The sequence below is a fragment of the Sphingobacteriales bacterium genome, from assembly GCA_012517435.1.
In the GTDB taxonomy this organism is placed as follows: domain Bacteria; phylum Bacteroidota; class Bacteroidia; order CAILMK01; family JAAYUY01; genus JAAYUY01.
In genome coordinates this window covers 1-25,773 of record JAAYUY010000219.1, presented here as the reverse complement: position 1 = coordinate 25,773, position 25,773 = coordinate 1, and the positions used below count along the sequence as shown (strand labels likewise).

Genomic DNA, 25,773 nt, shown 5'->3' with positions numbered 1-25,773 from the left:
GACAAATCAGCAGCGTTTTTATAGTAATTCAGAAAACGGTTAAACTCAATAGATACAAAATGCTTGATGAGTTGTTCCCTGTCGAGCCAGGCAAGTTTGTTGAAGATTACAGGTAAGTATTTGTGTATCAATGATTCATCTACTTCGATTTTTTCAACTTTGTCAATCAGGCTAAACAGTTGTTTTTCGCAGATATCGTTGCCACCCGGCACCTGTTGCTGTATAAAGTGTTTCCCTGTGGAGCGTTCGAGATGCCTGATTTTATCAGCTTCCCGTTTTGAAATAATGGAAACCGAAATACCTTCTTTTCCAGCTCTTCCGGTTCTTCCGCTACGGTGGGTGTACACTTCCATATCATCTGGTAAATTGTAATTGATGATATGTGTCAGGTCGCTGACATCAAGTCCGCGGGCAGCAACATCGGTAGCGACCAGCAACTGTATGTGTTTTAGCCTGAAACGGTTCATGACGTAATCGCGCTGTGCCTGTGATAGGTCGCCATGGAGAGTATCGGCATTGTAGCCTTCCAGCATCAGTTTATCGGCAATTTCCTTCGTTTCATTACGTGTTCTGCAGAAAATAATTCCATAGATTTCAGGATTGAAGTCAATAATCCGCTTGAGTGCTTCATATCTGTCGTGCGGATTCACCACATAATAGTAATGAAAAACATTTTCAGCACCTGCATTTCTTTTCCCGACAGTGATTTCAAGAGGTTTGTGCATATAGCGCAGCGCCATGTCGCGAATTTCGACCGGCATGGTAGCAGAAAACAAAAATGTTCGTTTTGAAGCGGGTGTATTTTCCAGAATGGCATCCATATCGTTTTTGAATCCCATGTTCAGCATTTCGTCTGCCTCATCGAGGACAAGATATTTTATGTTGTTGATTTTTAATGCCTTCCTTTTGATCATATCGAGGATTCGGCCCGGAGTTCCCGCAACGATCTGCGGTTTATCCCTGAGTTCTCTGATCTGGGCTGTTATGCTTGCACCACCGTAAACGGCTGATACTTTAATCGCAGGAAGATGCCTTGCATAACTCATAAAATCGTTGGTGATCTGAAGGCAGAGCTCACGGGTCGGACACAGGATAAGTGCCTGAATATCATCTCCTGACATCTCAATATTTTGTAGGATGGGTAAGCCAAAAGCAGCCGTTTTACCGGTTCCGGTCTGGGCAAGCCCAACCAGATCGTTATGGTTGGTCAGTATCTGGGGAATTATTTTTTCCTGAATGGGTGTTGGATATTGAAATCCCATTTCTGCAACAGATTGGAGTAGTTCGGGGATTAACCCCATTTCTGTAAAATTCATGATGTTGTTTTGTTAATTTAAAAATAATAGCATGTTGAAAAATTCTGAGTTGAATTGTTACAATGAAAAGAGTAATTTATTGAATGACAAAACTTTTGAAGGTAAAAAATTCAGGTGCAAAGGTAAAGTTAAAGATTGATTTATAAAAATAATTATTAAACAGAAAGGAAAAACTAAAAAGGGAGGTCTGTCTCCGTATCACCCTGTTGTGAATCGAGCCAGTCGAGGTCTTCTTTTTCATTGTCTGGGGATTTGGAACCGGAAAGGATCTCAATTTTCCAGGCTTTGGCTTCGGTAAACCAGCGCCCGTTGTATTCACGGCTTTCCAGATCGAAACCAACAGTAACACTTTGTCCTTCAGCTCCTTGTAACATATTGAGTTTGTCACCCCAAAGAGAGAAACATATTTTTTTCGGGTAGGCTGTATCCGTTTCCAGAATAAATTCCTGTTTTTTCCAGGTGCCATTTTTACCTTCTCCTGTCTGAAGGGGCAGGATTTTAATTAATTTTCCCTGTATTTCCATTTCACGGGTTTTGTCAAAAAATATTATTCAAAGCAAAATTACTGATTTCATCGGAATTGGAATAATTACCTTTTGATGATTTCTGATTGATCAACAGTTAAACTTGCCGGGAGTGCCTTGTTTTTAAGCAGAATGCAAAAGTTGTCTGCCTGTTCTTTGGTGTAATTTCCTGAAATCTGCGACCTTCCGTTGGTGATTTGCTGCACCACCCATGGGTAAGTATTCACCCTTCCGTCAATGGCAATGGCAATGCTTTTTCCGGTATTATTGCTTGTCATTCTTTTCCAGATTTCAGTTGCTTCCGGATTAAATTCCATTTCAATGCTATAGCCTCCCCATTTCAATTCAAAGGTTTTGACATTGATGACAGAATTTTCATTGATCAATGAACGGTGGGAATAATTTGTTTTTGTGGCTATCATTTCAATGTATTCTTCTTCATGATATTGCTTTGAATAAGATGTCCATAAGAGTTGTAAATCAAAAGGCAGCAATCTGGAGATTTCCGGTATTTTAAATAAATAATTAAGCACTGTCGTATCAGATAGTAAAGCATTACCCAGACAATGGCCTTTTCTGAATTCAGTTCCGGCTTCTGTTTCGATAACCGGTAAGTATAAAAGACGAAACAAAAGATGTCGTGCAACAGAGTCAGTTATCTCTTCCGGCTGAAGACCGGTTTTCACTATATCAAGCTGGTGATGGAGAAAAAGCTTGTAAAGTGTATCGTTTATCTGATTTAAGTAGGGGACAATCTCATTAATGTCATAAGTTTCCCAAAAGTCCATTTTCCCCTGCGAGCAACAAAGGAATTTAATCCTTTCAAGGTCGTCCTGATAAAGTCCGGGAATCTGAATCACCATTTTTCCGGAAGAATTATAAATGTTGATATTATCTTTAATGATAGCTGACAATCGCTGCCTGATGATGTTTTCGGTCAGTTTAAAAGTTTCAGCAGAGTTGTCGGGAAGTACACATGTAAGCTGAATACCTCCGGATTTCTCAAATATTTTTACAGGCTGGCAACTGGTGAATGTCGTAAACAGAATGATGGGGAACAGGCACAGGGCAATTATTTTCATGATTTTTTTTGCAAATTTATGAAGATGAATGGTATTATACCAGATTGATATTGTGGACAGCCCGAACAATTTACTTTTTGCTTGTTACGTACAAATGGCTTAGGTGTTTATGATACTTCTGTTGATGTAAGGTGTAATTCCCTGAATTCTGAAAATTCTGCTGGTAAACCGGTGAAGCAAGTTATGTTACAATCCCAATAAACTTCTCAGAGGGTCATTCCCAAAAGCCAGATTAACCGGATTTTCCAGCAACTCTTTAACCTTTACCAGAAAACTGACCGATTCTTTTCCGTCAATCAAACGGTGGTCGTAAGAAAGTGCCACATACATCATCGGGCGGAGCTCAATTTTTCCGTCAATGCCAACCGGACGTTCCTGTATTTTATGCATGCCCAGTATGGCAACCTGAGGGGGATTGATGATCGGTGTTGAAAGTAATGAACCGAATACACCTCCGTTGGTGATGGTAAAGGTACCTCCGCTCATTTCGTCAAGACTGAGTTTTTTGTTTCTGGCTTTTGTTGCCAGTTCATTGATTTTCAGTTCTATTTCGAATAAATCCATGGCTTCTGCATTGCGGATGACAGGAACCATCAGGCCTTTGGGCGTGCTGACGGCTATTCCAATATCCTTATAGTGATGATAGACGATTTCACTGTTTTCAATACTTGCATTAACCTGAGGAAACTCATCAAGCGCCAGGGTTACTGCCTTGGTAAAGAAAGACATAAAGCCCAGTTTGATCCCGTATTTCTTCTGAAATTCTTCATTATTTTTCTTCCGTATTTCAATCAGACGGCTCATGTCAATTTCATTAAAGGTAGTCAGCATAGCTGTCTGATTTTTGGACTGAACAAGCCTTTCTGAAAGCTTCTTACGAAGCGTGGTCATTTCTTCACGGCTTTCTTCACGGCTAATTTCCTGTTTGGGTTTTGTTGGCTTTTGGAGAAATTTTTCCACATCACCTTTCGTAATCCTGATAAGCTTGTCGTGAATAAGTTCTTCAATATCTACCTGATTTTCACTAATTAATTTTTCAGCCAGCGGAGAGATGCTGACTCTGACATCCTGCCGGGGCTGTGCTTTCTCTTCTGAGTCAGTTGACTGGCTTTGTTTTTCAGGAATAACAGAGGCTTCTTCTTCCGTTTCTTCTTTTTTTACTTTACTGGTTTGATTACCAGTTTGTTCAGTATCAACAGTAGCAATGACATCACCTATTCCCACCTTTTCACCGGCAGGAATCAGTATGCTGATTTTTCCGCTTTGCTCAGAACTAACGGCAACAGTGGCTTTATCTGAATCAATTTCAACAACTTCCTGATCTTTACCGACAAAATCTCCGTCAGCCACAAGCCAGTTAGCGATGACCGCATTGCTGACCGACTCTCCGAGAGAAGGAACTTTTAATTCAAAAATCATAAAACTGTTTTATTTTAAATGATTGATATACTGTTAAATATTGAAGGTTTCGTTGATAATGGCATTCTGTCGTAGTACGTGATTGATATTCAGCCCTCCGGCCGGACTTCCGCTCTCAAAACGTGCAACCACATGATCGAAATACCCTTTTAATTTACGGTTAAGGAATGGCCATGCCCCCATATTGATGGGCTCTTCCTGAACCCAAAGCCATTTTTTTGCCTTGAAATATTTGTTTTTAAGCTGATTAAGCTGATGGTTGGGCAGGGGATAGTATTGTTCCAGCCGAATAATGGCTGTTTTTACTTCATTTCTTTTCAGTCGTTCCTCCATTAATTCATAATAAATCTTTCCTGAACAAATCACTACTTTTTCAGCATTTTCAGGGTTGACGGAAGAATCATCATAAACTTCATGAAATTTACCCTGAGCCAGTTCATTGAGGGATGAAACACAGGCAGGATGCCTGAGAAGGCTCTTCGGGGTAAAAACGACCAATGGTTTTCGGAAATCCCGTTTTATCTGTCGTCTGAGTAAATGGAAATAATTGGCGGGAGTGGAGGGGTAACACACCTGCATGTTGAGGTTGCCGCAAAGAACCAGAAAACGTTCAATTCTGGCACTGCTGTGTTCAGGACCCTGACCTTCATACCCATGAGGAAGAAGCATGATAAGGCCATTCATGATCTTCCATTTATCTTCAGCACTGCTGATATACTGATCAATAATGATTTGAGCTCCGTTTGAGAAATCACCGAACTGTGCTTCCCAGATAGTCAGATAATCCGGAGATACCATGGCATATCCGTACTCAAACCCCAAAGCTCCATATTCACTGAGCAATGAATTGAATATGCGGAATTTTGGGTATTCTTCACCCAGATTATTCAGCGGAATATATTTTTCATTTGTGTCTTCAATATTTAAAACCGCATGTCTTTGGGAAAATGTTCCTCTTTCCACATCCTGACCACATAACCTGACTGGTGTTTTTTCAAAAAGAAGGCTGGCAAAGGCAAGCTGTTCTGCCAATGCCCAGTCGATATTTCCTTCATTTTCAATGGTTTCATACCTTTGTCTGACCAGCCTGATTATTTTATCAAAAAATGCTATTCCCTCAGGAAGAATATTGATTTTCCTGTTGAGGTCTTTCAGAATTCCGGCAGGCACGCCTGTTTCAGGGCTGTCTTCAAAATCAGCCTCGTTGGCAGTGAGTATGGAAAACCAGTTTCTGCTGAAAATAGCCTCAATGTGTGACAATCCTTTTTTTCTTGCTTCCAGAAGATTATCCTGAAGCATATTTTCAAAGGTCGTTACCATTCGGTCGGCATCTGCCTGAGAAACAATATCTTCTGAAATAAGCTGATCAGCATAAATTTTCCTGACATCCGGATGTCTGGCAATGATTTTATACAAGGTGGGCTGGGTAAAGCGTGGCTCATCACTTTCGTTGTGTCCGTAGCGCCTGTAACCAAGAATGTCAATAAACACATCATTGTGAAAGGTCTGACGGTATTCCACAGCCAGTTGAATGACATGGACAACAGCTTCAGGATCATCGGCATTGACATGAAAAACAGGAGAAAGGGTGGTTTTTGCCACATCTGTACAATAAGTACTTGATCTGGCATCTATATAGTCGGTAGTAAATCCAAGCTGGTTGTTGACCACAATATGAATGGTTCCTCCTGTACGGTATCCCAGCAGTTTTTCCATCTGGACAACTTCATAAACAATTCCCTGACCGGCAATGGCTGCGTCTCCGTGAATCAGTACCGGACAAATGGAGGAATAATTATCATGATGTTCATGGTCGATTTTTGCTCTTGTAATACCTTCCACCACCGGATTGACAGCTTCGAGGTGTGATGGATTGGGCGACAAGTGAAGTTTGATAATTTCCCCTTTCCTCGAAACCATCTCAGCAGAATAACCCAGATGATATTTAACATCACCAAGCGAAAAATTATCATCATAGCCTTTACCCTCAAACTCACTGAAAATCTGCTGATAAGATTTATTAAAGATGTTGGCAAGTACGTTTAGTCTTCCCCGGTGAGGCATTCCAATGACAAATTCCTTGATCCCCAATTCAGCACCTTTTTCAATAACAAAATCAAGCGCAGGGATAAGGGCTTCGCATCCTTCGAGGCTGAATCTTTTCTGGCCGGTATATCTTTTATGTAAAAACTGTTCAAATCCGACTGCCTGTACCAGTTTTTGAAGTATCTGCCTTCTGACATGCGGAGCAAAGTGTGGCGTGTTCCTGTTTTGCTCAATTTTATTTTTCAGCCATTCAACTTTTTTTGGATTACGGATATACATGTATTCCACCCCAATCGAACGGCAATAGGTATCTTCAAGGTATTGAACAATGTTTTTCAGGCTGGTCTGACCGATTCCCAATTCGTTGCCGGCTTTGAAACTTTTTTCAAGGTCTGATTCGTTCAGTCCGAAATTAGTGATGTCAAGTGTCGGGAAATATTGTCTTCTTTTACGGACAGGATTTGTACGGGTAAAAAGATGTCCTCTCATGCGATAGGCATTGATGAGGTTGATGACTTTAAATTCATCTGCAAATATCAGATCGGATTGTTCAGATTCATGATAGGTAGTTCTGGCAAGTTCAAATCCTTCAAAAAAGTATCTCCAGCTATCTTCTACCGATTCAGGATTATTCAGGTAATCTTTATATAAATCTTCAATTTCAGAAATGGGGGCATTGCCTGGATATGGAAGTTTTTTTGTCATTTTCCTTGAAATTTGTCAGTATCAGTCTTTTAATGTATCTGCAAAGTTAAGTGATTGATTTCATTAAGTTTAAATAATAAAATAGAAATATGAGAATTGATGGCTGCTATCATTCTGAGTCGGATTTTTAGAAGAGAAATACTCATCGACAAACGAAGAAGTATAAATGGGCAAAAGGAATCAGGTTTTTTGTTTTTTCTTTTCAGCAGCAGGGAATAAAACATTGTTGAGGATAAGGCGGTATCCCGGAGAGTTGGGATAGAGGTTCAGATCGGTAGGGGGATCATATACAAAGTGCTGATAATCTTCGGGATCATGGCCTCCCAGAAAAGTCCACATCCCTTTACCCAGTTCACCATGAATGTAACGTGCTTCATTCAGTGAGTTGTTTTCGCCCATGATGAGTACTTCTGGTTTGATGTATTTTTTTCTGAAAGCAGTTGACTGTCCCATAAAGCCATGGATAATACGGGTATGGTTCTGGCAAAGCATGGTAGGAATGATGTCCCACTTGGCAGAAAAATCGAAAAGCGTGAAATAGTCTGTTTCCTCGGGGATCATTCGATGATCTTCAGTGGCATCAATGGAGGAATGTTCATAAATATAGGGATTTTTCACCAGCGTAAAGTTCTGAAATGCAAGGGTATTGTTGAAGTTTAGCTTGGAGTCGGCATTAGGGTCGATTGGGTCACCATCAAATTCAGGGGTACAAATATCAACACCATCGGCAGCAAGGGCAATGTCGTAAGTGTCGGCAGCCGCACACATGGCAAACAAATAGCCGCCAGCCAGAACAAAATCCTTGATTTTTTTTGCTACGGCAAGCTTTAACTGCGAAATTTTAGAATATCCCCAGCGGGCTGCAATTTCTTTGTTTTCACGTATTTCTTCCTTATACCATGCCTGTGAAGCATAACCGCTGTAAAATTTACCTGTCTGTCCCGTAAAATCTTCATGATGAAGATGGAGCCAGTCGTAAAGGAAGAGCTTGTTTTGAAGGACTTCATCATCATAAACCACATCATAGGGGATTTCTGCATAGGTCAGTACGAGGGTAACGGCATCGTCCCAGGGCTGTTTGGTCTTGGGAGAGTAAACGGCAATTTTAGGCGCTTTTTCAAGCTTGACTACCTCCATATTAACTTCAGGGTTGGCAATCTCTTCAATGATTTTCTGATATTGGGCATCTGCAATCACTTCATAGCTGACCCCACGTATCTGGCATTCACTTTCAGCAGTTTTTGAATAAATAAACACAAAGCTTCCTCCCCTGTAGTTTAACAACCATTCAGCAGTTACGTTGGCCTGAAGTACCCAATAGGTAATGCCATAGGCTTTCAGGTGATTCTTCTGGCTTTCATCCATCGGAATCAGTAAATAAGCGGCAAATAGTCCCTGAAATAACATCAGGAATGAAAGGGTAAAGAAAAGCTTTATCTTCATGAAAATTGTTTTTGGAATAGATAATAACACAAATTTTTTGCCACGTAAAAATAATGGTGTATGTGTAAAAAAAAACCCGGCCTGAGCCGGGTTTAAAACTGTGTTTTTCATCGGAGACTTAGTCTTTGCACTTCTCGATACAATCGATAATGTCTTTGATCTGGGGTGTACGAAGTGAATACAGTTTGCTTTTGCCATCTCTTACCGATTTTACGATATTCTGGTCTTTGAGAATACGTAGATGGTTAGAGGTTGCAGCTTGTTCGAGATCAAGCATGGCCTGGATTTTTCCTACCGGTAATTTATCATTTTTTTCGAGTAATTCGATAATGGCGATTCTGGCAGGATGACCTAGTGCCTTAAGTTTACTTGCCATACAATCAAGCTTGTCACTGTCGAGTGCTCTGGTAATAGGGGTATCAACCACTTCTTTCCCTTCTTCTTTTTTACGTTTTGCCATAAGATTAATATTTTTGTTGTTTAATGCGTTTAAAGTATCTGAATAAATCGGTTCAAAAATAGAAACTTTTTATTAATCAATTATGTATTTATTAAGAAAAAAATTCAAAATGTAAAGATTTGATTTCCTTAATCTTAAATTAGTCCTTAATTTTTTCGAGGGCTTCACGGGCTGATTCCAGCATGGGTTTTGGCGAAAGTTCTTTGCCGGTTGCCTGTTTCATCCACAGCTGAGGGATAACTCTTCCCTGAGAATAAATCCTGATGATCTCATCAGCGAATTTCTTACCTTTAATTTGTTTTTCAATCTGAAAATCAATCAGATGCCCCACAGGATAAGCAGACAGATACAGCGGATAATCGATCATGTGGGAATAAATGGCGAGAATAGGTTGGTCTTTAATACCAAAAGCTTCGGCAAAATAAGTATTCCAGATTTCAATAGCGGCCTCTGTAACAGCTTTTTTCAATTGTTCAGCATCGGCTTCAGGGTGATCGTAGAGCCAGCGCCATACTTTCATATCGACCAGGGAAACGCCCATAATTTCAACGGTTGACCAGAAAACATCCAGTGTTTCGAGGTACTCTTTGAGTGGGTTGGTATTGTGCATACCCAACAGTTCAAGGTCTCTTTTCTGGAAAACAAAAGCCAGAGCCTCTGTAAATGCTGTCGAGGGAACCCCGTGAAGGATGTAATAATCAACATGATGGAGACTGATGGTTTGTTCGACATTATGTCCAAATTCATGAATGGCAATGTTGTAGCCTTTGTAATTCATTCCATTTGTTTCAATTCTCGTCCTTAACCGTGCTTTTTCGGATTTCATTTCAGAGCCCCATGCATGGCCGGCTCCCCTTGAAGCATCGACTTCGATTTTGGAAGTAATAAATTTAGCCATGTCCGGACTAAAATCGAGTTTTGTCAGTATTTCAGCCATCCCGGCTTCGAATGCTTCTTTTGTCGGATATTTTTTTCTGACTGTTTCGTCAAGCACTTCTGAAGAAATGGTGCTTCTTGGTTTGAACCCATCATACCAGATGTCGAAGGGTTCAAGCTTTCTTCCCAGCCTTTTGCTGATAAGCTTTGCAGTTTCCTTAAATTCAGCAGACGAACACATTTCTTTAAACATTGCTTCGACCTGATCAATGGTCAGCTCCATGCCGGCATCAAAACTTCTCTGAATGTAAGTGGGATAATTGGGATTGAAGGGGTCCATGGCTTTAACTGCCTGAAAATTATTCAGTAAATGCTGGTAGCGGACATTCGGTTCTGGGATTCCGTCTTTTTCTTTCCCATTGTCAATGAGTTTGTTGGTGTAAGGATTCCAGACAAAATCATTTTTATTGATTACTTCCTGAGGTATCGACTGGTCAATGATTCTTTTCATAACTTCATAGATGATTTTTTGCTTTTCCAATCCGTCAGGATTGCTGTAATTGGCTTTTATTTCATCACGAAGTCCCCAGTGGGTAATCAGCTTCAGGTCATCGGGAAAAAGTTTATTGCCATTGATGTTGACCAGTTTTCCCATGAAAATATTGTAGGAAGAAATATAAAGGTCGGCATTAGCCTGTACTTCTGAAGCCTTCATCAGCAGTTCAGCCGGGATACGTGAGGTAAATAAATCACCCATGCGCACATAGGCCCAATCGAGGCGCGACCATTTTTCACCCATCTTTTCCTTTTCTTCCAGTGAATAAAAAGGGAAATTCAAAATAACCTTAAAGGCAATTTTGTTTTGAAAGAGGTCTTCTGTCAGGTGAGTTGAAGGGCTGTATGCCCCAAACAGCTCATCAATTTCTGTGATTTCGCCTTTATCAACGTCAACAGCCATTCTCAGATCCTGCGACATTTTGTTGTAAAGTCCCCAAATGGATTCAAAATAACCGGATAGCTTTTCAAATAAGACATATCTGGCAGCAGAATCATTGACAAAAGAGGTTTTGCAAAAATTGATGAAGTCCTCAGCCGATCCATCACTTTCTTTCCAAAGTGCTGCCGCCTGCCTGACACCTTTTTCATACCTGAATTTTTCAGTTTCACCATACAGTGCCTTTATGCTGTCAATGGCCTGTAAAATTGTTTTTTCCTCAATAAAAGCTGTTTTATCCTGTGCTTTTTTCTGACAGGCCGAAAACATTGAAACTAAAACTGCCATAATGATTAACTTTTTCATATTGCTGAATTTTAATGGTTTTTTAATCATAAAAGGACCACGAAATGCCAAATCTGAAATTGAAGGGAGTCATCGGGTAATTTGGAATGACAAAGGTAGAGTTTTCTTTGAAAAGATATTGATGAGGCTGCTCGAACAGCAGGAAAAACCGGCCTCTTTTAATTTTTCCGTTGATGAAAACAGCGCCATAAGGATAAAATGGAACTGAAATGCTGTCCTGAACATAAAAGATATTCATGGGAGCATAGTAAAACGGGGCATGCCACGATGCCGTCAGGCGGCAATCTATACCTGCTTCCAGTGAAAGATTGTTTTTAAAAAGGTTGAATTTGAAATAAGTCAGGTTGTTGAGCATCCAAGATGGGAGCGGATAGGCAGCCACATCGGAAGAATATTGTATAACTGCATGATTATCAAAATGAAAATGGCCGATACGAAGTTTTTTCAGCATGCTAAGCACAGCAAGGCTGATTGATGCCGGTGATTGAATGGCTGACAGATCAGTATTGACATACACATAGTTCTTTAAATTAATAAATTGAAAATCAATATAATCGGTATTTTTTAAGTTGCTGATCCCTAAGGAAATGGATGATTCAGAAAAAGGAAGAAAATGATTTTCCCATGACAGATGATTAAGTGTTGCATATTGCAGGTAAAAGGGAACAGCTTTTCGGCTGATGGCAGATTTCAGGAAAAGGGCATATCGGTCTGAAAGTATTAGAAGTGGCTGAATATCAATATGAAAATTATTTTTATTCTGACCCGACAGCACATAATCAGCATCATATTTCAGTATAAATTTTCCTGAGATAATGTTGCCATGTAAAAATGCCAGAAAGGCGTTCAGATTTGAATCGAGTTGACGGAGGTGTGTGATGGAAGCAAGATGGATAAAACCTGCCTGAAATATAGGTATTTCAGATTGACTACCATATTTTGAAAGAAAAATACGATTCTCAATATTCTGCCAGTGTATGCTGTCGTTTGTGGCAGTAGAATCGTAAAAAATGAAGGGATAACAGGCATTGAGCGGATTCTCTTCCAGATATTGGTAAGCATTTTTTGTCCATGAAAAACGATGTCCGAGATATAAGTTCCCTTTTTTCGCGGAATCTTTCGGACCGATATTCAACTGATGAAAGATGAAAAGCGTCTTCCGGAAATTTTTTTGGGAAGCACTTTCAGTGGCTACAGGTGCTACCAGACGCCTTTGCCAGTTTAACAGCCTGAAGTCCTCGTAACTGATACCTCCGTTACAATTCTGAATGTATTTGTCGGCTGAATAAGCGGCAAAAAGCATGTAATGTTCGTCAGGTGTCCGGAAATTGGCGGAAATGTGGAAATTGCTGTTTTGCACTTTCTGGTGATAATAAAACCCGTTGAATCCCATGAGGTTGTAAGCTATGGCAAAGTTGAGCAGTGGATTAATGTTCCGGGAATGAAGTACATTCAGTTGCTGAAGATTTTTACCTCCCTGAACATAATACAGGTAGGTAAATGGAGTCTTAGTGTTGAAAAAAGAAATATTTTCAGGAAAAGTGAGAAATAAACCGGGGACATTGGCAGCAGGAAAATGAAGACTGTTTTCCGAAAGACGATGTTTGTTACTGAAATAAGGGCTTCCGGTTCCGGCTGTTGAAGTATAAAAGTCATCAAAGCTTTTTAAAGGGTCGAACAAATGGAAGCGGTTCAGGGTGGTATCATCAAAGGTTCGTAAATTTGTAGGATAATTTAATGGATTGATATTCAGATATTTTGTGTCTGGTAAAATGGTGTCTTTCTGTGCCTTGAGTACATGTGGAATGGCTGAAAACAGGGTTAACAACAGAATGCCAATGGAAAGATTCAGTTTTATCAGTTTGTGTCTGTTCATGAAAGCTGACTGATAAATTCTTTGATGAGTTGAGTCATGTAGGGTTCGGCATTGCCGGCAGCCTGAAGGACATCCTGTAATGTAACAGCCGGATTTTCTTCATGAAAACCTTCATCTGTAATGACAGACACAGCAAAGACCGGCAGTCTGGCATGACGGGCAACTATTACTTCCGGCACCGTTGACATACCAACCACATCGGCTCCGATTATGCGAAGAAAACGATACTCGGCTGGTGTCTCGAGATTTGGCCCCTGTACACTGGCATATACCCCGCAATGAACTTTGATGGGAAGTTTTCCGGAAATGGATAAGGCAAGGTCGATGAATTCTTTTTTGTAAGGCTCACTCATATCGGGGAATCTGGGGCCCAGTTCGTCAATATTTTTACCACGTAACGGGTTACCGCCAAGCAGGTTAATGTGGTCTTTTATGATCATTAACTCACCTGTTTTCATCTCCGGGTTGACAGAACCACAGGCATTGGAAACAATTAATGCCTTAATGCCTAATAATTTAAGTACCCTGACAGGGAAAGTGATTTCCTGAAAGGAATAGCCTTCATAATAATGAAATCGTCCCTGCATGACGACCACTCTTTTTTTCTCCAGATAACCGAATACAAGTTTTCCGGCATGGCTTTCAACAGTGGAGACAGGGAAATGAGGTAATGTTCTGTAATCAATGGATTTGATGATGTCTATTTCTTTGATCAGCCCTCCCAGTCCGGTACCAAGGATGATTCCATATTCAGGTTGAAAATCTGCTTGTTGTCTGATAAAGCTGACTGTTTCTTTAATTTTTTCCAACATAGTCAAGGATTTTTTGTTTAAACAAATTTCCGGTATTACCATAAAATGCTGTTTCAACCGGTAAAATAAACAACGGCAAATTTTCTAAATATTTTTCTGTTTCAAGGCCTTTAATCCTTGAAAAATCTTTTTCTGTGGTTACGATAATTTTTTTCTCAGCCTGACAATGTTCAAATGTTTCTGCAACTCTCTGAATATTTTTCTTACAGAATTCTTTATGATCCTGAAATTTAACAGGAATAACTTTTTTGCAGACACTATTCAGATATTCTTCAAGTGGACGTGTATCTGCTATTCCCGTAAATGTAATGATGTGAAAGTTTCTTAGGCTTTGTAAATCAATATTTTCATGACTAAAGGCCGGATAAAGCGGCAGGTACCGCAGGAAAGTAAAAAACACGGATTGATGGGGAAGAGGCCTGATTTTGCTGAGAAAATCATCCTGCTGTTTCTGGCTGAGCGATGGCGGACATTTGGTAATCAGAATGATGTCTGGAAGGCTGGCATATTTCTTTGATTCACGAAGACTGCCTGCAGGAAAAATAAAATCCTGAAAGTATGGCCTGTGATAAGATGTGAGTAATATATTAAGCCCACATCTGACCTGACGGTGTTGCAAGGCATCATCAAGGATGATAAGTCCCTGGTTTTCTGTTTTCTCTGAAAAATATTCAATGGCCTCTTTCCGGTTGTTACTTACCATGATGGTTACGTTGGGGAATTTTCTGTAAACCTGAAAGGCTTCATCACCGATGTTCCTGTAATTAATTTCATCTCCGGCAATCACAAAACCCTTGGATTTTCTTTTATATCCACGGCTGAGGTAAGCAATGTTGCCGAACTCTTCGCTTAAAAGCCGTATGAGGTATTCAGCAACGGGAGTTTTTCCGCTTCCTCCCATGCTCAGGTTGCCAATGGCTATTGTTTTGACGGGAGGATGGAATACTTTAAGGACATTGTGAAGATACAAATAGTTTCTGATTCTTGTGGCAAGGTCGTAAAGCAGCGCAAGTGGTAAGAGTACAACATTTATCTTCATCATAAGTGATTGATTGATAAGTCGCACCTGCTGAAAATCCTGTAAATTACTGGCATAATAATATTCTTTTCAGAATTCCCTTAAAACTTCGCTGCAGCCTTTCAGCATTTCAAACCAGAAATCTAATGCTGCTGAATCTTTATCTTTATTGAAATAGTTCAGCCAGTGGAGGAAAGTATTACCGTCATTTTTATCTATTTCCTTTTTCCTGAGCAAAAAGCGGTGGACGATGTCAATGTTTCGCCCGCTTTCCCAAAACACAGAGGAATTGCGGGAAGAAATTCTGCTCGCTGTAAAATTAATATTCTCAAGATATTGATTTTTAAGTCCATAGAGGGACTCGATGATGTCAGGTAGCATGTCTTCTGCCCAGCCTCTGTGAAAACGGCAAAAGCCCATATTGTCGAGGATAAGCTCTTTTTTCATCCTGTCGGCATTGAGCCTTCCCAATTCACGAGGTTCCACAAATTCATTTCCGTAATACATATAATATTTTCCCATAATCGCCATCGGAGCCAAAGCACCGGGTGTCCAGTACTGATTGGGGACCATCCAGCCTTTTCTGGCAAATGCATTGTAAACAAAGCAATCCAGAATTTTTTTCCCTTTCTGACGCGACCATTGTCTGGCCAGCTTTCTGGCTCCTTCGCTGAGGTTTATTTTACCTTTGATAATGTTGTCAAGCATTTGAACAGCAATACCGGCATTATGCATGGAGTCCTGAACGATATTGAAATTTTTATGCTGAAAAACAGGCTTTTCCCTGATTCCCAGTTCTTTAACATTCAGGTATTCCTTGTCGGCACATTCCATCAGCCACGACAAAACCCCACCTACTGAAATAGCGTCAAATCCATAGCTATCGGCATGATGGTTGACCTGCTCAGCAGCTCTCTGGTCGAAGATGCCGCACAATGGGCCCATGGTCTGGTAGGGTTCATAATCTTTTTTGTATTGGTTGTTCATTTTCTTGCAAACTGCTGCACAGGGCTCACCACAATTGAATTGTTGTTTTTGCTGAATGGTTTCTTCATTAAACTGTTTCAGATAATGTTCGAGAATAAATTTTTTATGGATTTCAATTCTTTCGGCTTCTTCAAAATAGATACTCTGATAGTTAAAAGAGACCATTCTTCCGGCAAGTGAAGCGTAATTGACACCAAAAGTTCCACCAGTGTTAAAATTCGGGTCAAAGCGGTATTTGGTAGTGGACTCAATATCCTTGGCTGCAAGTTTTTTGGTATATTTTTCCTCAAACCATTTATTAGCGACATTTCTGTCGGTAAAATCTTCATCAATGTAAGTGCCTCCGTAAATAATGGCAGCAATACCATGTTTTTGTAATAATTTAGACCCAAAGCCACCTCGTCCGGCCCAGGTGTCAACATAAGTATTTTTCCCTGCTTTGACAGGTGCAGAGGCGATGGCTCCGAAGTCGGTGGATTCAGCAGCGGGGCCTGTTGCCAATACACGTGGCTCCGTTTCATATCTGTTGCCAAACAATTCAAGGGTTTTATCCATCAATGCATATAAACCACCTCTGCCTTCTTTCCAGAGATGATGAATTTTAACAGGCATGATCTCCACTTCAATTTCTTCTCCGTGAACCCTGTTGAGATAAACAACTGAAGGAGTAGGTGCTTTGCCGATAAAACTGACCATATTTACCCCAAGATTATCAAACACAAGGGCAGCACCTCCCATTGCTGAAACATAAAATCCACCCCAGCAATCTGAAAATCCATTGAAAATCAAACGGTTTGATCCCGGAAAAATGGAGCCTGCCAGCAATCCGGCTCCAATATTGATACTATTGTATTTGCCTGAAAGGTGAAGTCCCAGATCAACGGGGCCAAAAAAATCACCCACTTTAAACTTTATGGTTTTATAGAAACCAGAGGAGGCATCAATCATCAGTACTCTCAGTTGCGGGTTCATTTTTGAAAATTTTATTTTGAAAAATTATTTAACCAATGGAAGAAAATTGCCGCAGCGCGGACACTGTACCTGTTTTTTGGTAAATTCAGGCGGAACCTTTATTTTCAAGCCACACGAACAGTTCAGGAAGGTAAAACTGCTGACTGTCATCATCAGATCACCCAGTATGCGTTTGTTTTGTTTAGCTGTTGCCTGGGTTTTTGTTTCCAAAGGCTTATCTCTTAACGCGGCATTTTCCTCTTCTTTTAATCCGGAGGATGGAATGATGTGCTGAGCTTTCCCGGTTACCTGCTGAAAAGCTTTCTGGTATTGCAGATAACCTGCTCCTCCTGCAATACTTCTCAGTATTCTGATTCTTTCGGAAATGGGTGGATGGGTGCTGCTCAGGTCAGAAAGCCTCATCCCTTCTCTTTTTAGAGGGTTGACAATGTACATTCCGGCAGTAACTTTATTTGCAGATTTTAGTTCTGATGTATTGACAGATATTTTTTCCAGAGCACTGGCAAGTCCTTCCGGATAACGGGTAAACCTGACGGCAGTAGCATCAGCAAGATATTCCCGTTTACGTGAGATGGCAAAATATAACAACTGTGCGGCAATGGGGGCAAGGATGGCGAAAATCAATGCGATGGCCAGTAAAATAATCTGTCCCTGCCCGCCTTTTGAATCGGAACGGTATCTGCCGCCTGAATACAGCATGCTTCTCAGGAATAACTGTGAAATAAGGACGATGCTCCCCAGCATTATCCCGGCAACAGTCATAAACTGAACATCCCTGTTGAAAATATGCGCTGTTTCATGTGCGACCACACCCTGGAGTTCATCGCGGTTGAGCCTTGCCAGCAATCCACTGGTAACCGCAATGGCTGCATTATCAGGTCTGTATCCGGTTGCAAAGGCGTTCGGGGCTTCTTCGTTGATGATGTAAACCTTAGGCATTTTTGGCAAACCGGCTGCAATTTTCATTTCTTCAACCACATTGAATAATCTGGGATGAATGTCAGGTGTAACTTCTTTTGCATGGCTGATAGCCAGAATAATTTTGTTTCCCTGAAAAAAACTGATCAGAGATAATATGCCCCAGATGGCGAGAGCAATCAGCAAACCGGCTGTTCCACCTTCAGGCGGTTTGACATACAGCCCGATAAAATAACCCAGACTCAGCAATACTATTCCCATTAAAATGAACAGCATCAATGATTTACGTTTATTTGCCCTGACAAGTTCCCACATGGTAAGAGGCCTTTAGGTTTTATTTAAAACTAACTTTCGGAACTTCTCTTTCTGCTTTGTCTTCAATTTCAAAAAATTCAGCCTGTTTGAAATTAAACATTCCGGCAATAATATTGGAAGGAAACATTTCGATTTTGTTGTTGAACATCATGACCTGATCATTGTAATTTTGTCGGGAAAAGGCAATTTTATTTTCGGTGCTGCTGAGTTCTTCCTGCAATGCCAGAAAGTTTTGATTGGCTTTTAAGTCCGGATAGTTTTCCATGGCAATATTCAATCGTCCCAATGCTCCTGAAAGAGCCCCTTCTGCTTTGGAAATATTGCCAACTCCCTGAGCTTCCATGGCAGAAGCCCTGTATTTGGTAATGGCTTCCAGCAGTTCCCTTTCATGAACCATATATCCCTTAACCGTTTCGATGAGGTTAGGAATCAGGTCGTGGCGTCTTTTCAGTTGTACATCTATCTGCGACCAGGCATTTTTTACGGCATTACGTAAGCGTACAAGGCTGTTGTACATGCCTATAAAAATGATAATCAGTAAAATAACGATTGCTAAAATAATTAATGTTGTGGTCATAATTGCCTCCTTTTATTGTTTGAGTATAAATTTAAAGACATCATTTAATTGTGCAGATAAAGGGTTGTCAGCTCCGCTAGCCGCATAGTCGGCCAGACGATTTAATTCTCCGGAATCAAACCAGATTCCATGACCATTTATACATTTATCAATGATAATGCTATGGTTCTCACCGGCACCTGTTTTCTCCATCTTTTTACGGCAAACCGGACATCTGAGCCTTTTTTCATTCAGGGGATGAACTTCTCCGAAACTGGATAAAAGCTTTTTGATTGCTTCTTCATCCTGAAGCAGAAGCTCAAGTTCTCCACCGTCCAGCCATATTCCTTTGCAGGATGTACAGAAATCTGTTTCAATCTGGTTGAGTTCCAGTATAACCATTACATCATTGCAGAAAGGACATTTCATCAGTTAAAATTTTGATACAAATTAAGCTTAAAAATATCAATCGGGATCACATCTGCCTGAAATAAATAAATTGAAGGATTTGGCAAAAGTTGCCTGAAAACAGGCAGCTTTTGCTAAAAACAAACAAAACAACCCATGGTAAAAATAAAGCTTTTATGTCAAATCATAAGGTTATTTACGGGAGAAAATTTCATTAAACATGGCAGGAAACAGGTGATTCAGACATCTCATTTGGCCAAAATGTTGTCATTTGTAACTCATGATTAAAATCAAATCTTAAAATAATGTCTTTTCGAATGATGAATAAGTCTATTAGCATTTGTAAATCACATTATTCTTTTCCTCTCGTTTCCTTTTACTGTCCGTATTTTTTATAATAGACTACATTAGTTATTTCAATTTGCTAATCCATCCCTAATGTTTAGGGAGCTGGATCAAAACCGTTGAAACGGTTAATTTTGTATTGCGTTTTATTCATAGCCCAAGGTTTAAACCTTGGGCTATGGTTTTTATGTCAAATCATAAGGTTATTTACGGGAGAAAATTTCATTAAACCTGGCAGGAAAAATGGGTTAGAACAATGTTTTGTCTGCTTCCATGATAGTTTTTCCGGTAAAATATTCTTCTTCGAACATATCACTCAGATGATGAATTTTTATCCGGGCTTTTTGTTCTGAATATCCGGTCCAATAAAATATTTTACCCTGTGATGTTAAAAGATGACCAACAGTAGCAGCAAATGACTCAACAGGTGCAACTGCGCGGCCAATAATCACATCAAATTTCATGGTGATCTTTTCTGCTCTTGCATGAAGGAGCGAAATATTGGTGATTCCCAGTCGGGATGTAATGTCTTTCAGTGCTTCAATTTTTTTTCCAATGCTGTCGATCAGGGTAAAATAACTCTCAGGGAATACGATTGAAAGAGGTATTCCCGGGAGTCCTCCTCCCGTTCCAATATCGGCAACCTTCATCCCTGGCTTCAGGCTGAATATTTTTTTAAGTGCAAGAGAATGGATGAGATGGTGAAGGATGATGTTGTCAGTGTCTTTTCTCGAAATAAGGTTAATTTTCTGATTCCATTCCAGAAGTAAATCATGGTATTTCAGCAACAAAGCAATTTGATTATCGTCAAGTTCCGGAAAATATTTTTCAAAATACAAGCGCATGTTCTACCATCTGTTTTTAGCGGAAAAGCGGGAAATTAATCCCATCACAGGGAGATAAAGCAGATTATAAATGGCTTCCATGATGGGAAAAGTCCAGATCAACCGGGCAGAGTTTAGTTTAATGGCAGAGATGGAATAGATAAGCCACATAGCAAAATAACGGGCAGCCAGAATACCCCAGATAATATAAGAATAAGGATTTTGAAGTATGGCTCCGGTGAAGAGAAGAACAAACAGCGGGTAACTGAACCATGAAAATCCCAGCCAGAAACGATGGCTGAATTTATATTCATTTCCGGTTTTCAGATGACGTCTTTTTTGCCGGTACCATTTTATAAATTTATGGTGTGGCTTGCTGACCATGAAAGAATCAGGGTGAATTTCTGCAGTAGTGTTTGAAGATAAAGCTATTTTGTTGACAAATAAGTCATCATCACCGTAAGGTATATGAAGCTGACCGCTGAAAGCATGTTGAAAAAACAAAGACCTTGAATACATCAGATTACGTCCGACACCCATATAGGGCATGCCGGCAAAGGCAAAAGAGAGGTAATTCAAAGCGGTATTAAAAGTATCATATTGTATAAAGTAGTTTAAAAATCCCTTCTTTTTTTCATAAGGAGAAAAACCTATAACGATTGGTCTTGCCGGAGAGTAATTTCTTGCCATGTATCGTATCCATTTGTCTGACAGTGGGTAGCAGTCGGCATCTGTCAGTAAAATAAGCGGATGTCTGGCTTTTTTAATTCCGAGTGTGATGGCAAGCTTTTTCCCGGTTCTTTCGTTTACTTCCTGCCCGATATAAACAATCTGAAGATTTGAATAATGCTTTTTAAATGCCTTTAAAACGTCAAGAGTTTCATCATTCGATTGATCATCAACAACAATGACTTCAAATTCAGGATAATCCTGTTTGAGAATTTTCGGAAGATGTTCATAGAGGTTATCTGCTTCGTTTCTGGCAACAATAACTACCGAAACCGGCACAAATTCATGATCGGCAGGCATGAAATTGTTTTTTCTCCTGAAAGCAAGATGTCCGTAAAGAACCAGGATAAATGCCAGTTGAATAATAAGGGCGACAATCAGAGGGATAAAAAAAATGTTGTTGAATAACTCATTCATCAGTTAAAAGTGCTAAAAAATCAGGTTGTAAAGGCGGTGCAAATTTCAAAAACAATCTGCATTAAACTGAGAAAAATGAAATAAAAATTAAGACCTTTGCGAAGTTTTTGATAATGAAGCAAATAAAAAATAATCCCGATTATACACCCGATGAAATTTGAAATTACTGCAAGAGATCAGGATAGTCAGGCCAGAACAGGATTCATAGAAACAACAAGAGGAAAAATCAGTACACCTGTATTTATGCCGGTTGGAACACTCGGGAATGTGAAGACCATCCATCAGCGTGAACTTGAAAGGGATATTCAGGCAGAGGTCATACTGGGCAATGCCTATCACTTGTATCTGCGTCCCGGAACTGAGACAATTTCTTCAGCCGGAGGACTTCACCGCTTTATCGGGTGGAACAGACATATTCTTACGGATAGTGGTGGTTATCAGATATATAGTCTTGCTCTTAACCGTAAAATCAGTGATGATGGGGTGAAGTTTCAATCTCATATTGACGGCTCAAAACATTTTATCAGCCCTGAAAAGGCAGTTGAAATCCAACGAATGATAGGAGCTGATTTTATCATGGCTTTTGATGAATGTACTTCGTGGCCTGCAGATGTTTTCGTAGCCGAAAAATCAATGAAACTTACCCACCAGTGGCTCGACAGATGCCTGAAAGCTTTTGATGATACCATTCCGCTATACGGGCATACCCAGTATTTGTTACCCATTGTACAGGGAAGTACGTATCCTGAACTCAGAAGAGAATCTGCTCAGTATATTTCAGAAAAAAACTGCATGGCAAATGCCATCGGAGGGCTGTCAGTAGGAGAACCAGCTGAACTCAGAAATGAAATGACAGAACTGGTGTGCAGCATACTTCCGGAATATCGTCCGCGTTATCTGATGGGTGTGGGCAAACCGGAAGATATTCTGGATGCGGTTTCGTTGGGAGTAGATATGTTTGATTGTGTGATTCCCACACGTAATGCACGCCATGGAATTCTATACACCATGGAAGGTGTGATCAATATCAAAAATGAAAAATGGAAACATGATTTTACTCCGGTCAATCAACCTGCGCTTTCGTTTATTGATGAATATTATTCAAAAAGCTATATCCGTCATTTATTTATTTCAGGCGAAATTCTTGCTTTGCAGATTGCTTCCCTGAGCAATCTGGTTTTTTACTTCAGGCTGATGGAAGAAATAAGACAACATATTCAGGCTGGAAATTTCTCATCATGGAGCAAAGAAATGAAAGAAAAACTTAGCAGAAGACTTTAAGATAATGAAAATCATTGACCTGTATATTGCCCGAAAGTTTTTGGTAACCTTTATTTTTACCATTTTCCTGTTTATTTTCATAGCGGTGGTTTTTGATTTTGCTGAAAAAATTGATGATTTTCTGGCTACCAATGCTCCTTTGAAGAAAGTGATTTTTGATTACTACCTGAATTTCATCCCTTATTTTATTAACCTTTTCAGTCCTTTGTTCATCTTTATTTCAGCAGTTTTTTTTACTTCGCGCATGGCTTACAATACCGAATTCATTGCCTTGCTGAGTGCCGGAACCAATTTCTACCGTTTGCTGAAACCATATTTGCTCGTAGCAGCTATTCTGACCTCTCTCTCATGGTATCTGAATAATTTTATCATTCCGAGAAGCAACGAAAAGTTGATTTTGTTTGAAGAAGTTTACATTAAAAAGCCATATTATTCCGGAAGGGGATTGATTCACAGGCAGGTAAGTCCCGATGTCTTTATTTTTCTGAGAAACTATAATAATTTTGACAGCAGCGGAAGTCGTTTTTCTCTTGAGAAATTTGATGGTGTCAGATTGAAATACAAATTGATGGCACAACGGATTAAGTGGGTTGAAAGCAAAAAAAAATGGATGGTTACCAACTATACTATCAGAACCTTTAATGGCATGAAAGAAAGCCTTAAAAAAGGGGATACTACCTTTATTTCCATTCTGATGACTCCAAAAGATTTTGGGCAAAAAAATTCCAATATGCAGATAATGACCACTCCTGAGCTGAGGAATTATATCCGTGAAGAGCGATTGAGGGGGGAAGAATTGATTATTTCGCTCCAGATAGAAAGATTCCGGAGAACTTCTATGCCTTTTGCAACCTTTATTCTTGTCCTTATTGCATTTTCCATTTCCTCCAGAAGGCTGAGGGGAGGTACCGGAATGCATCTTGGGCTGGGGATTCTGGTTGCCTTCAGCTATATTTTCTTTATGCAGTTTTCAACGGTTTTTGCCACCAGAGGAAACGTTGATCCCCTGATTTCGGTATGGATTCCCAATATCATCTTTGCCGTACTTGGTATCGTGATGCTGAGATTAGCTCCCAAGTAATTATTCTTCAATCTTGCAGAATATCAGGCTTTTATATATATTGTAAAAGTTTTCTGCCTAAAAAATTTCCAATATTGTTAAAAATAATACTTTTGGCAGCGTTAAAAAAGTTGAATTAAAAAAAGGAAATCAATACCAATGAGCGAAAATTTTAATCCTTTGCAAAACTATGAGGATAGCAAACGAGCAATAGGATACGTTTCACGCAGGGAAGCAAAACAGTCCGATTATGACAGAATCGGGTTTATGTCGGGGCTTGAAGTTCACCAACAGTTAAAAACAAAAAGTAAACTTTTTTGCCGTTGTCCGGCTGGCATTTATCACGCTGATGATGATTATGATGCAGAAATTATCCGCCACATGAGGCCAACTCTGAGTGAACTCGGTGAATATGACGGCACCGCACTCATGGAGTTTAAAACCCGTAAGAATATCATTTACAGGATAAAAAACGATACTGCCTGTACCTACGAAGTGGACGACACCCCTCCATTCCGTCTCGACAAGGAAGCTCTTGAAATTGCCATTGAACTCTCACTTCTGACCAAACTCAACATCGTTGGGGAGGTTCACATAACCCGCAAGCAATACCTTGATGGCTCCATCCCGACTGGTTTTCAGCGGACAGCTATTATTGGGGTGGAAGGAGAAATACAGCTCAGGCATAAAAAGGTCAGGGTAATTCAGTTGAGCCTTGAGGAAGATTCCTGTCGTGAAATTTCTGACATTGGTCACTGGCGTATCTATAAGACCGACAGATTGGGCATGCCCCTGATCGAAACTGTTACCTATCCCGATTTTATCAATCCGGATGAAGTCAGGGAAGGGGCAGATTATATCCGGTTTTTAAACAGGAGTACGGGAAGGTCGCGTACCGGAATTGGCTCCACCAGGGCTGATGTCAATGTAAGCTGCAGGGGAGGAACAAGGGTGGAAATAAAGGGAGTGGCACATACAAGCTGGATGCCGGAACTGACTCACAATGAGGCTTTCAGACAATTTGCCCTGCTTAGGATTAAAGACCTGTTGCTGAAAAAACTGCCGGATTTTTCGGGATGGAAAATGACTTATCAGCAACTGAATCTGGCTGATTTTAAATTCAGTTATGAGCCCCTCATGCAGGCAAGAAATTCAAAAATCCCTGTGTATGCGGTGAAACTGCCATCGTTTAAAGGAATTTTATCGCATTTCACACAGCCGGGAAAATGTTTTGCCGATGAAATCAGCGACAGGCTGAAAGTGATTGCATGTATCGAAAAACCCAACATGATCCATTCAGAAATGTTTGAAAAACTCATTACCGAGCAGAATCATCAGAAAATTTCAGAACTGCTTGAATGTCAGGAAGATGATGCATGGATGGTGTTCTGGGGACCTGCAGATGACATCCCGACTGCACTGGAAACCATTGAAGAAAGATGTAAACTGGCATTTGAACGCGTACCCAATGAAACCCGGAAATCGTTTCCTGATGGAACCACCATGTTTGAGCGTGTTTTACCCGGCCCCGACAGAATGTATCCCGACACCGACTCTGCTCCTATTCCTCTTACTGAAGATTACATTGAAAAAATCAGAAAAGGTCTGCCTCCTTTAGTGGCCGACAGAATCCGACAGCTTCAGCAGTGGAATGTCCCTGAAGATGCTTTTACATTTCTGCTGAAAAGAAATCTGGTTCCATTGCTCGAAAGGATAGAAAAAGACCTGAAAATCAGTCCGAGATTTACGGCCATCTTTCTGGCACATTATGTCAAACATATTGAAAATAAATTGCCTGAATCAGAAGAATTCAGCTACGAAAAAGTGTATGATTTGTTTACCTATTTGAAAAACAACAACATAGATTTTGCCATTGCACGGAAAATGATACTGGAGTTGTATCAGCATCCCAAACTGGATTTTGATTCGGTATTGGCCTATGTTAACTTTAAAAAAGTTGATAAACAGTCAATTATAGAAAGAATACCATATTTAAAGGAAAAATATCAGCAGACACGCAGGTCGAAAAAAGAAGGAGCTGATATTCGCTGGATTATGGGACAGCTTCGGAATCAGGCACTTGG

General features: G+C 40.1%; 20 protein-coding genes. 3 read left to right on the top strand and 17 right to left on the bottom strand.

Annotated features, from left to right (window positions below):
- The 17 genes from GX437_12255 to GX437_12175 form a co-directional block, all read right to left on the bottom strand.
- A partial coding sequence (locus tag GX437_12255) for a DEAD/DEAH box helicase (GenBank protein ID NLJ08427.1) occupies positions 1-1,316 on the bottom strand: 1,316 nt, incomplete at its 3' end.
- A gap of 173 nt (positions 1,317-1,489) precedes the next feature.
- A complete protein-coding gene (locus GX437_12250; protein NLJ08426.1) occupies positions 1,490-1,840 on the bottom strand; it encodes a DUF3127 domain-containing protein in 351 nt (116 codons plus the stop codon).
- Between the two features lie 65 nt (positions 1,841-1,905).
- Positions 1,906-2,922, bottom strand: coding sequence for a hypothetical protein (locus tag GX437_12245; protein NLJ08425.1), 1,017 nt, complete (start codon positions 2,920-2,922; stop codon positions 1,906-1,908).
- Positions 2,923-3,108: 186 nt separating this feature from the next.
- Entirely contained in the window at positions 3,109-4,341 is a 1,233-nt protein-coding gene (gene odhB / locus GX437_12240; protein NLJ08424.1) for a 2-oxoglutarate dehydrogenase complex dihydrolipoyllysine-residue succinyltransferase, read from the bottom strand.
- 33 nt (positions 4,342-4,374) lie between these two features.
- Positions 4,375-7,092, bottom strand: coding sequence for a 2-oxoglutarate dehydrogenase E1 component (locus GX437_12235; protein NLJ08423.1), 2,718 nt, complete (start codon positions 7,090-7,092; stop codon positions 4,375-4,377).
- 180 nt (positions 7,093-7,272) lie between these two features.
- Positions 7,273-8,535 carry an asparagine synthetase B gene (locus tag GX437_12230; protein NLJ08422.1) on the bottom strand — a complete coding sequence of 421 codons (1,263 nt, stop codon included), beginning with the start codon at positions 8,533-8,535 and terminating at the stop codon, positions 7,273-7,275.
- A gap of 118 nt (positions 8,536-8,653) precedes the next feature.
- On the bottom strand, positions 8,654-8,995 hold the full coding sequence (locus tag GX437_12225) for a helix-turn-helix transcriptional regulator (protein NLJ08421.1): 342 nt from the start codon (positions 8,993-8,995) through the stop codon (positions 8,654-8,656).
- Between the two features lie 139 nt (positions 8,996-9,134).
- Positions 9,135-11,171: a hypothetical protein gene (locus tag GX437_12220; protein ID NLJ08420.1), complete on the bottom strand. Its 2,037-nt coding sequence runs from the start codon at positions 11,169-11,171 to the stop codon at positions 9,135-9,137.
- A gap of 22 nt (positions 11,172-11,193) precedes the next feature.
- Positions 11,194-13,047 (bottom strand): putative porin, encoded by a 1,854-nt coding sequence (locus GX437_12215; protein ID NLJ08419.1) that lies wholly within the window; start codon positions 13,045-13,047, stop codon positions 11,194-11,196.
- Positions 13,044-13,859, bottom strand: a complete 816-nt coding sequence (locus tag GX437_12210; GenBank protein NLJ08418.1) for a purine-nucleoside phosphorylase — start codon at positions 13,857-13,859, stop codon at positions 13,044-13,046. The genes GX437_12215 and GX437_12210 overlap by 4 nt, the downstream gene beginning before the upstream one ends.
- Positions 13,843-14,901 carry a tetraacyldisaccharide 4'-kinase gene (lpxK, locus tag GX437_12205; protein NLJ08417.1) on the bottom strand — a complete coding sequence of 353 codons (1,059 nt, stop codon included), beginning with the start codon at positions 14,899-14,901 and terminating at the stop codon, positions 13,843-13,845. Before lpxK ends, GX437_12210 begins: the two co-directional genes overlap by 17 nt.
- Positions 14,902-14,967: 66 nt before the next feature.
- Positions 14,968-16,836 carry an aldehyde ferredoxin oxidoreductase gene (locus tag GX437_12200; GenBank protein ID NLJ08416.1) on the bottom strand — a complete coding sequence of 623 codons (1,869 nt, stop codon included), beginning with the start codon at positions 16,834-16,836 and terminating at the stop codon, positions 14,968-14,970.
- 24 nt (positions 16,837-16,860) lie between these two features.
- A complete protein-coding gene (locus GX437_12195; GenBank protein ID NLJ08415.1) occupies positions 16,861-18,069 on the bottom strand; it encodes a M48 family metallopeptidase in 1,209 nt (402 codons plus the stop codon).
- Positions 18,070-18,088: 19 nt separating this feature from the next.
- Positions 18,089-18,646, bottom strand: a complete 558-nt coding sequence (locus GX437_12190; protein ID NLJ08414.1) for a LemA family protein — start codon at positions 18,644-18,646, stop codon at positions 18,089-18,091.
- Between the two features lie 12 nt (positions 18,647-18,658).
- Positions 18,659-19,054: a zf-TFIIB domain-containing protein gene (locus GX437_12185; protein NLJ08413.1), complete on the bottom strand. Its 396-nt coding sequence runs from the start codon at positions 19,052-19,054 to the stop codon at positions 18,659-18,661.
- Positions 19,055-19,626: 572 nt separating this feature from the next.
- Positions 19,627-20,223, bottom strand: coding sequence for a 16S rRNA (guanine(527)-N(7))-methyltransferase RsmG (gene rsmG, locus GX437_12180; protein ID NLJ08412.1), 597 nt, complete (start codon positions 20,221-20,223; stop codon positions 19,627-19,629).
- 3 nt (positions 20,224-20,226) lie between these two features.
- Complete coding sequence (locus GX437_12175; protein NLJ08411.1) at positions 20,227-21,348, bottom strand: glycosyltransferase; 1,122 nt, start codon at positions 21,346-21,348, stop codon at positions 20,227-20,229.
- A gap of 150 nt (positions 21,349-21,498) precedes the next feature.
- On the opposite strand from GX437_12175, the gene tgt reads away from it, so the two are divergent.
- The 3 genes from tgt to gatE all read left to right on the top strand — a co-directional run.
- Entirely contained in the window at positions 21,499-22,629 is a 1,131-nt protein-coding gene (gene tgt / locus GX437_12170; GenBank protein ID NLJ08410.1) for a tRNA guanosine(34) transglycosylase Tgt, read from the top strand.
- A gap of 4 nt (positions 22,630-22,633) precedes the next feature.
- A complete protein-coding gene (locus GX437_12165; GenBank protein ID NLJ08409.1) occupies positions 22,634-23,710 on the top strand; it encodes a YjgP/YjgQ family permease in 1,077 nt (358 codons plus the stop codon).
- 138 nt (positions 23,711-23,848) lie between these two features.
- A partial coding sequence (gatE, locus tag GX437_12160) for a Glu-tRNA(Gln) amidotransferase subunit GatE (GenBank protein NLJ08408.1) occupies positions 23,849-25,773 on the top strand: 1,925 nt, incomplete at its 3' end.

Bases quoted from the DNA above. Each gene is read 5' to 3' on its own strand.
- GX437_12190 (NLJ08414.1), bottom strand. From the start codon at position 18,646: ATGACCACAACATTAATTATTTTAGCAATCGTTATTTTACTGATTATC.
- GX437_12175 (NLJ08411.1), bottom strand. From the start codon at position 21,348: ATGAATGAGTTATTCAACAACATTTTTTTTATCCCTCTGATTGTCGCC.
- GX437_12165 (NLJ08409.1), top strand. From the start codon at position 22,634: ATGAAAATCATTGACCTGTATATTGCCCGAAAGTTTTTGGTAACCTTT.
- GX437_12210 (NLJ08418.1), bottom strand. From the start codon at position 13,859: ATGTTGGAAAAAATTAAAGAAACAGTCAGCTTTATCAGACAACAAGCA.
- GX437_12200 (NLJ08416.1), bottom strand. From the start codon at position 16,836: ATGAACCCGCAACTGAGAGTACTGATGATTGATGCCTCCTCTGGTTTC.
- GX437_12185 (NLJ08413.1), bottom strand. From the start codon at position 19,054: ATGAAATGTCCTTTCTGCAATGATGTAATGGTTATACTGGAACTCAAC.
- GX437_12225 (NLJ08421.1), bottom strand. From the start codon at position 8,995: ATGGCAAAACGTAAAAAAGAAGAAGGGAAAGAAGTGGTTGATACCCCT.
- lpxK (NLJ08417.1), bottom strand. From the start codon at position 14,901: ATGATGAAGATAAATGTTGTACTCTTACCACTTGCGCTGCTTTACGAC.
- tgt (NLJ08410.1), top strand. From the start codon at position 21,499: ATGAAATTTGAAATTACTGCAAGAGATCAGGATAGTCAGGCCAGAACA.
- GX437_12250 (NLJ08426.1), bottom strand. From the start codon at position 1,840: ATGGAAATACAGGGAAAATTAATTAAAATCCTGCCCCTTCAGACAGGA.
- GX437_12215 (NLJ08419.1), bottom strand. From the start codon at position 13,047: ATGAACAGACACAAACTGATAAAACTGAATCTTTCCATTGGCATTCTG.
- GX437_12220 (NLJ08420.1), bottom strand. From the start codon at position 11,171: ATGAAAAAGTTAATCATTATGGCAGTTTTAGTTTCAATGTTTTCGGCC.
- GX437_12235 (NLJ08423.1), bottom strand. From the start codon at position 7,092: ATGACAAAAAAACTTCCATATCCAGGCAATGCCCCCATTTCTGAAATT.
- GX437_12245 (NLJ08425.1), bottom strand. From the start codon at position 2,922: ATGAAAATAATTGCCCTGTGCCTGTTCCCCATCATTCTGTTTACGACA.
- odhB (NLJ08424.1), bottom strand. From the start codon at position 4,341: ATGATTTTTGAATTAAAAGTTCCTTCTCTCGGAGAGTCGGTCAGCAAT.
- GX437_12195 (NLJ08415.1), bottom strand. From the start codon at position 18,069: ATGTGGGAACTTGTCAGGGCAAATAAACGTAAATCATTGATGCTGTTC.
- rsmG (NLJ08412.1), bottom strand. From the start codon at position 20,223: ATGCGCTTGTATTTTGAAAAATATTTTCCGGAACTTGACGATAATCAA.
- GX437_12230 (NLJ08422.1), bottom strand. From the start codon at position 8,535: ATGAAGATAAAGCTTTTCTTTACCCTTTCATTCCTGATGTTATTTCAG.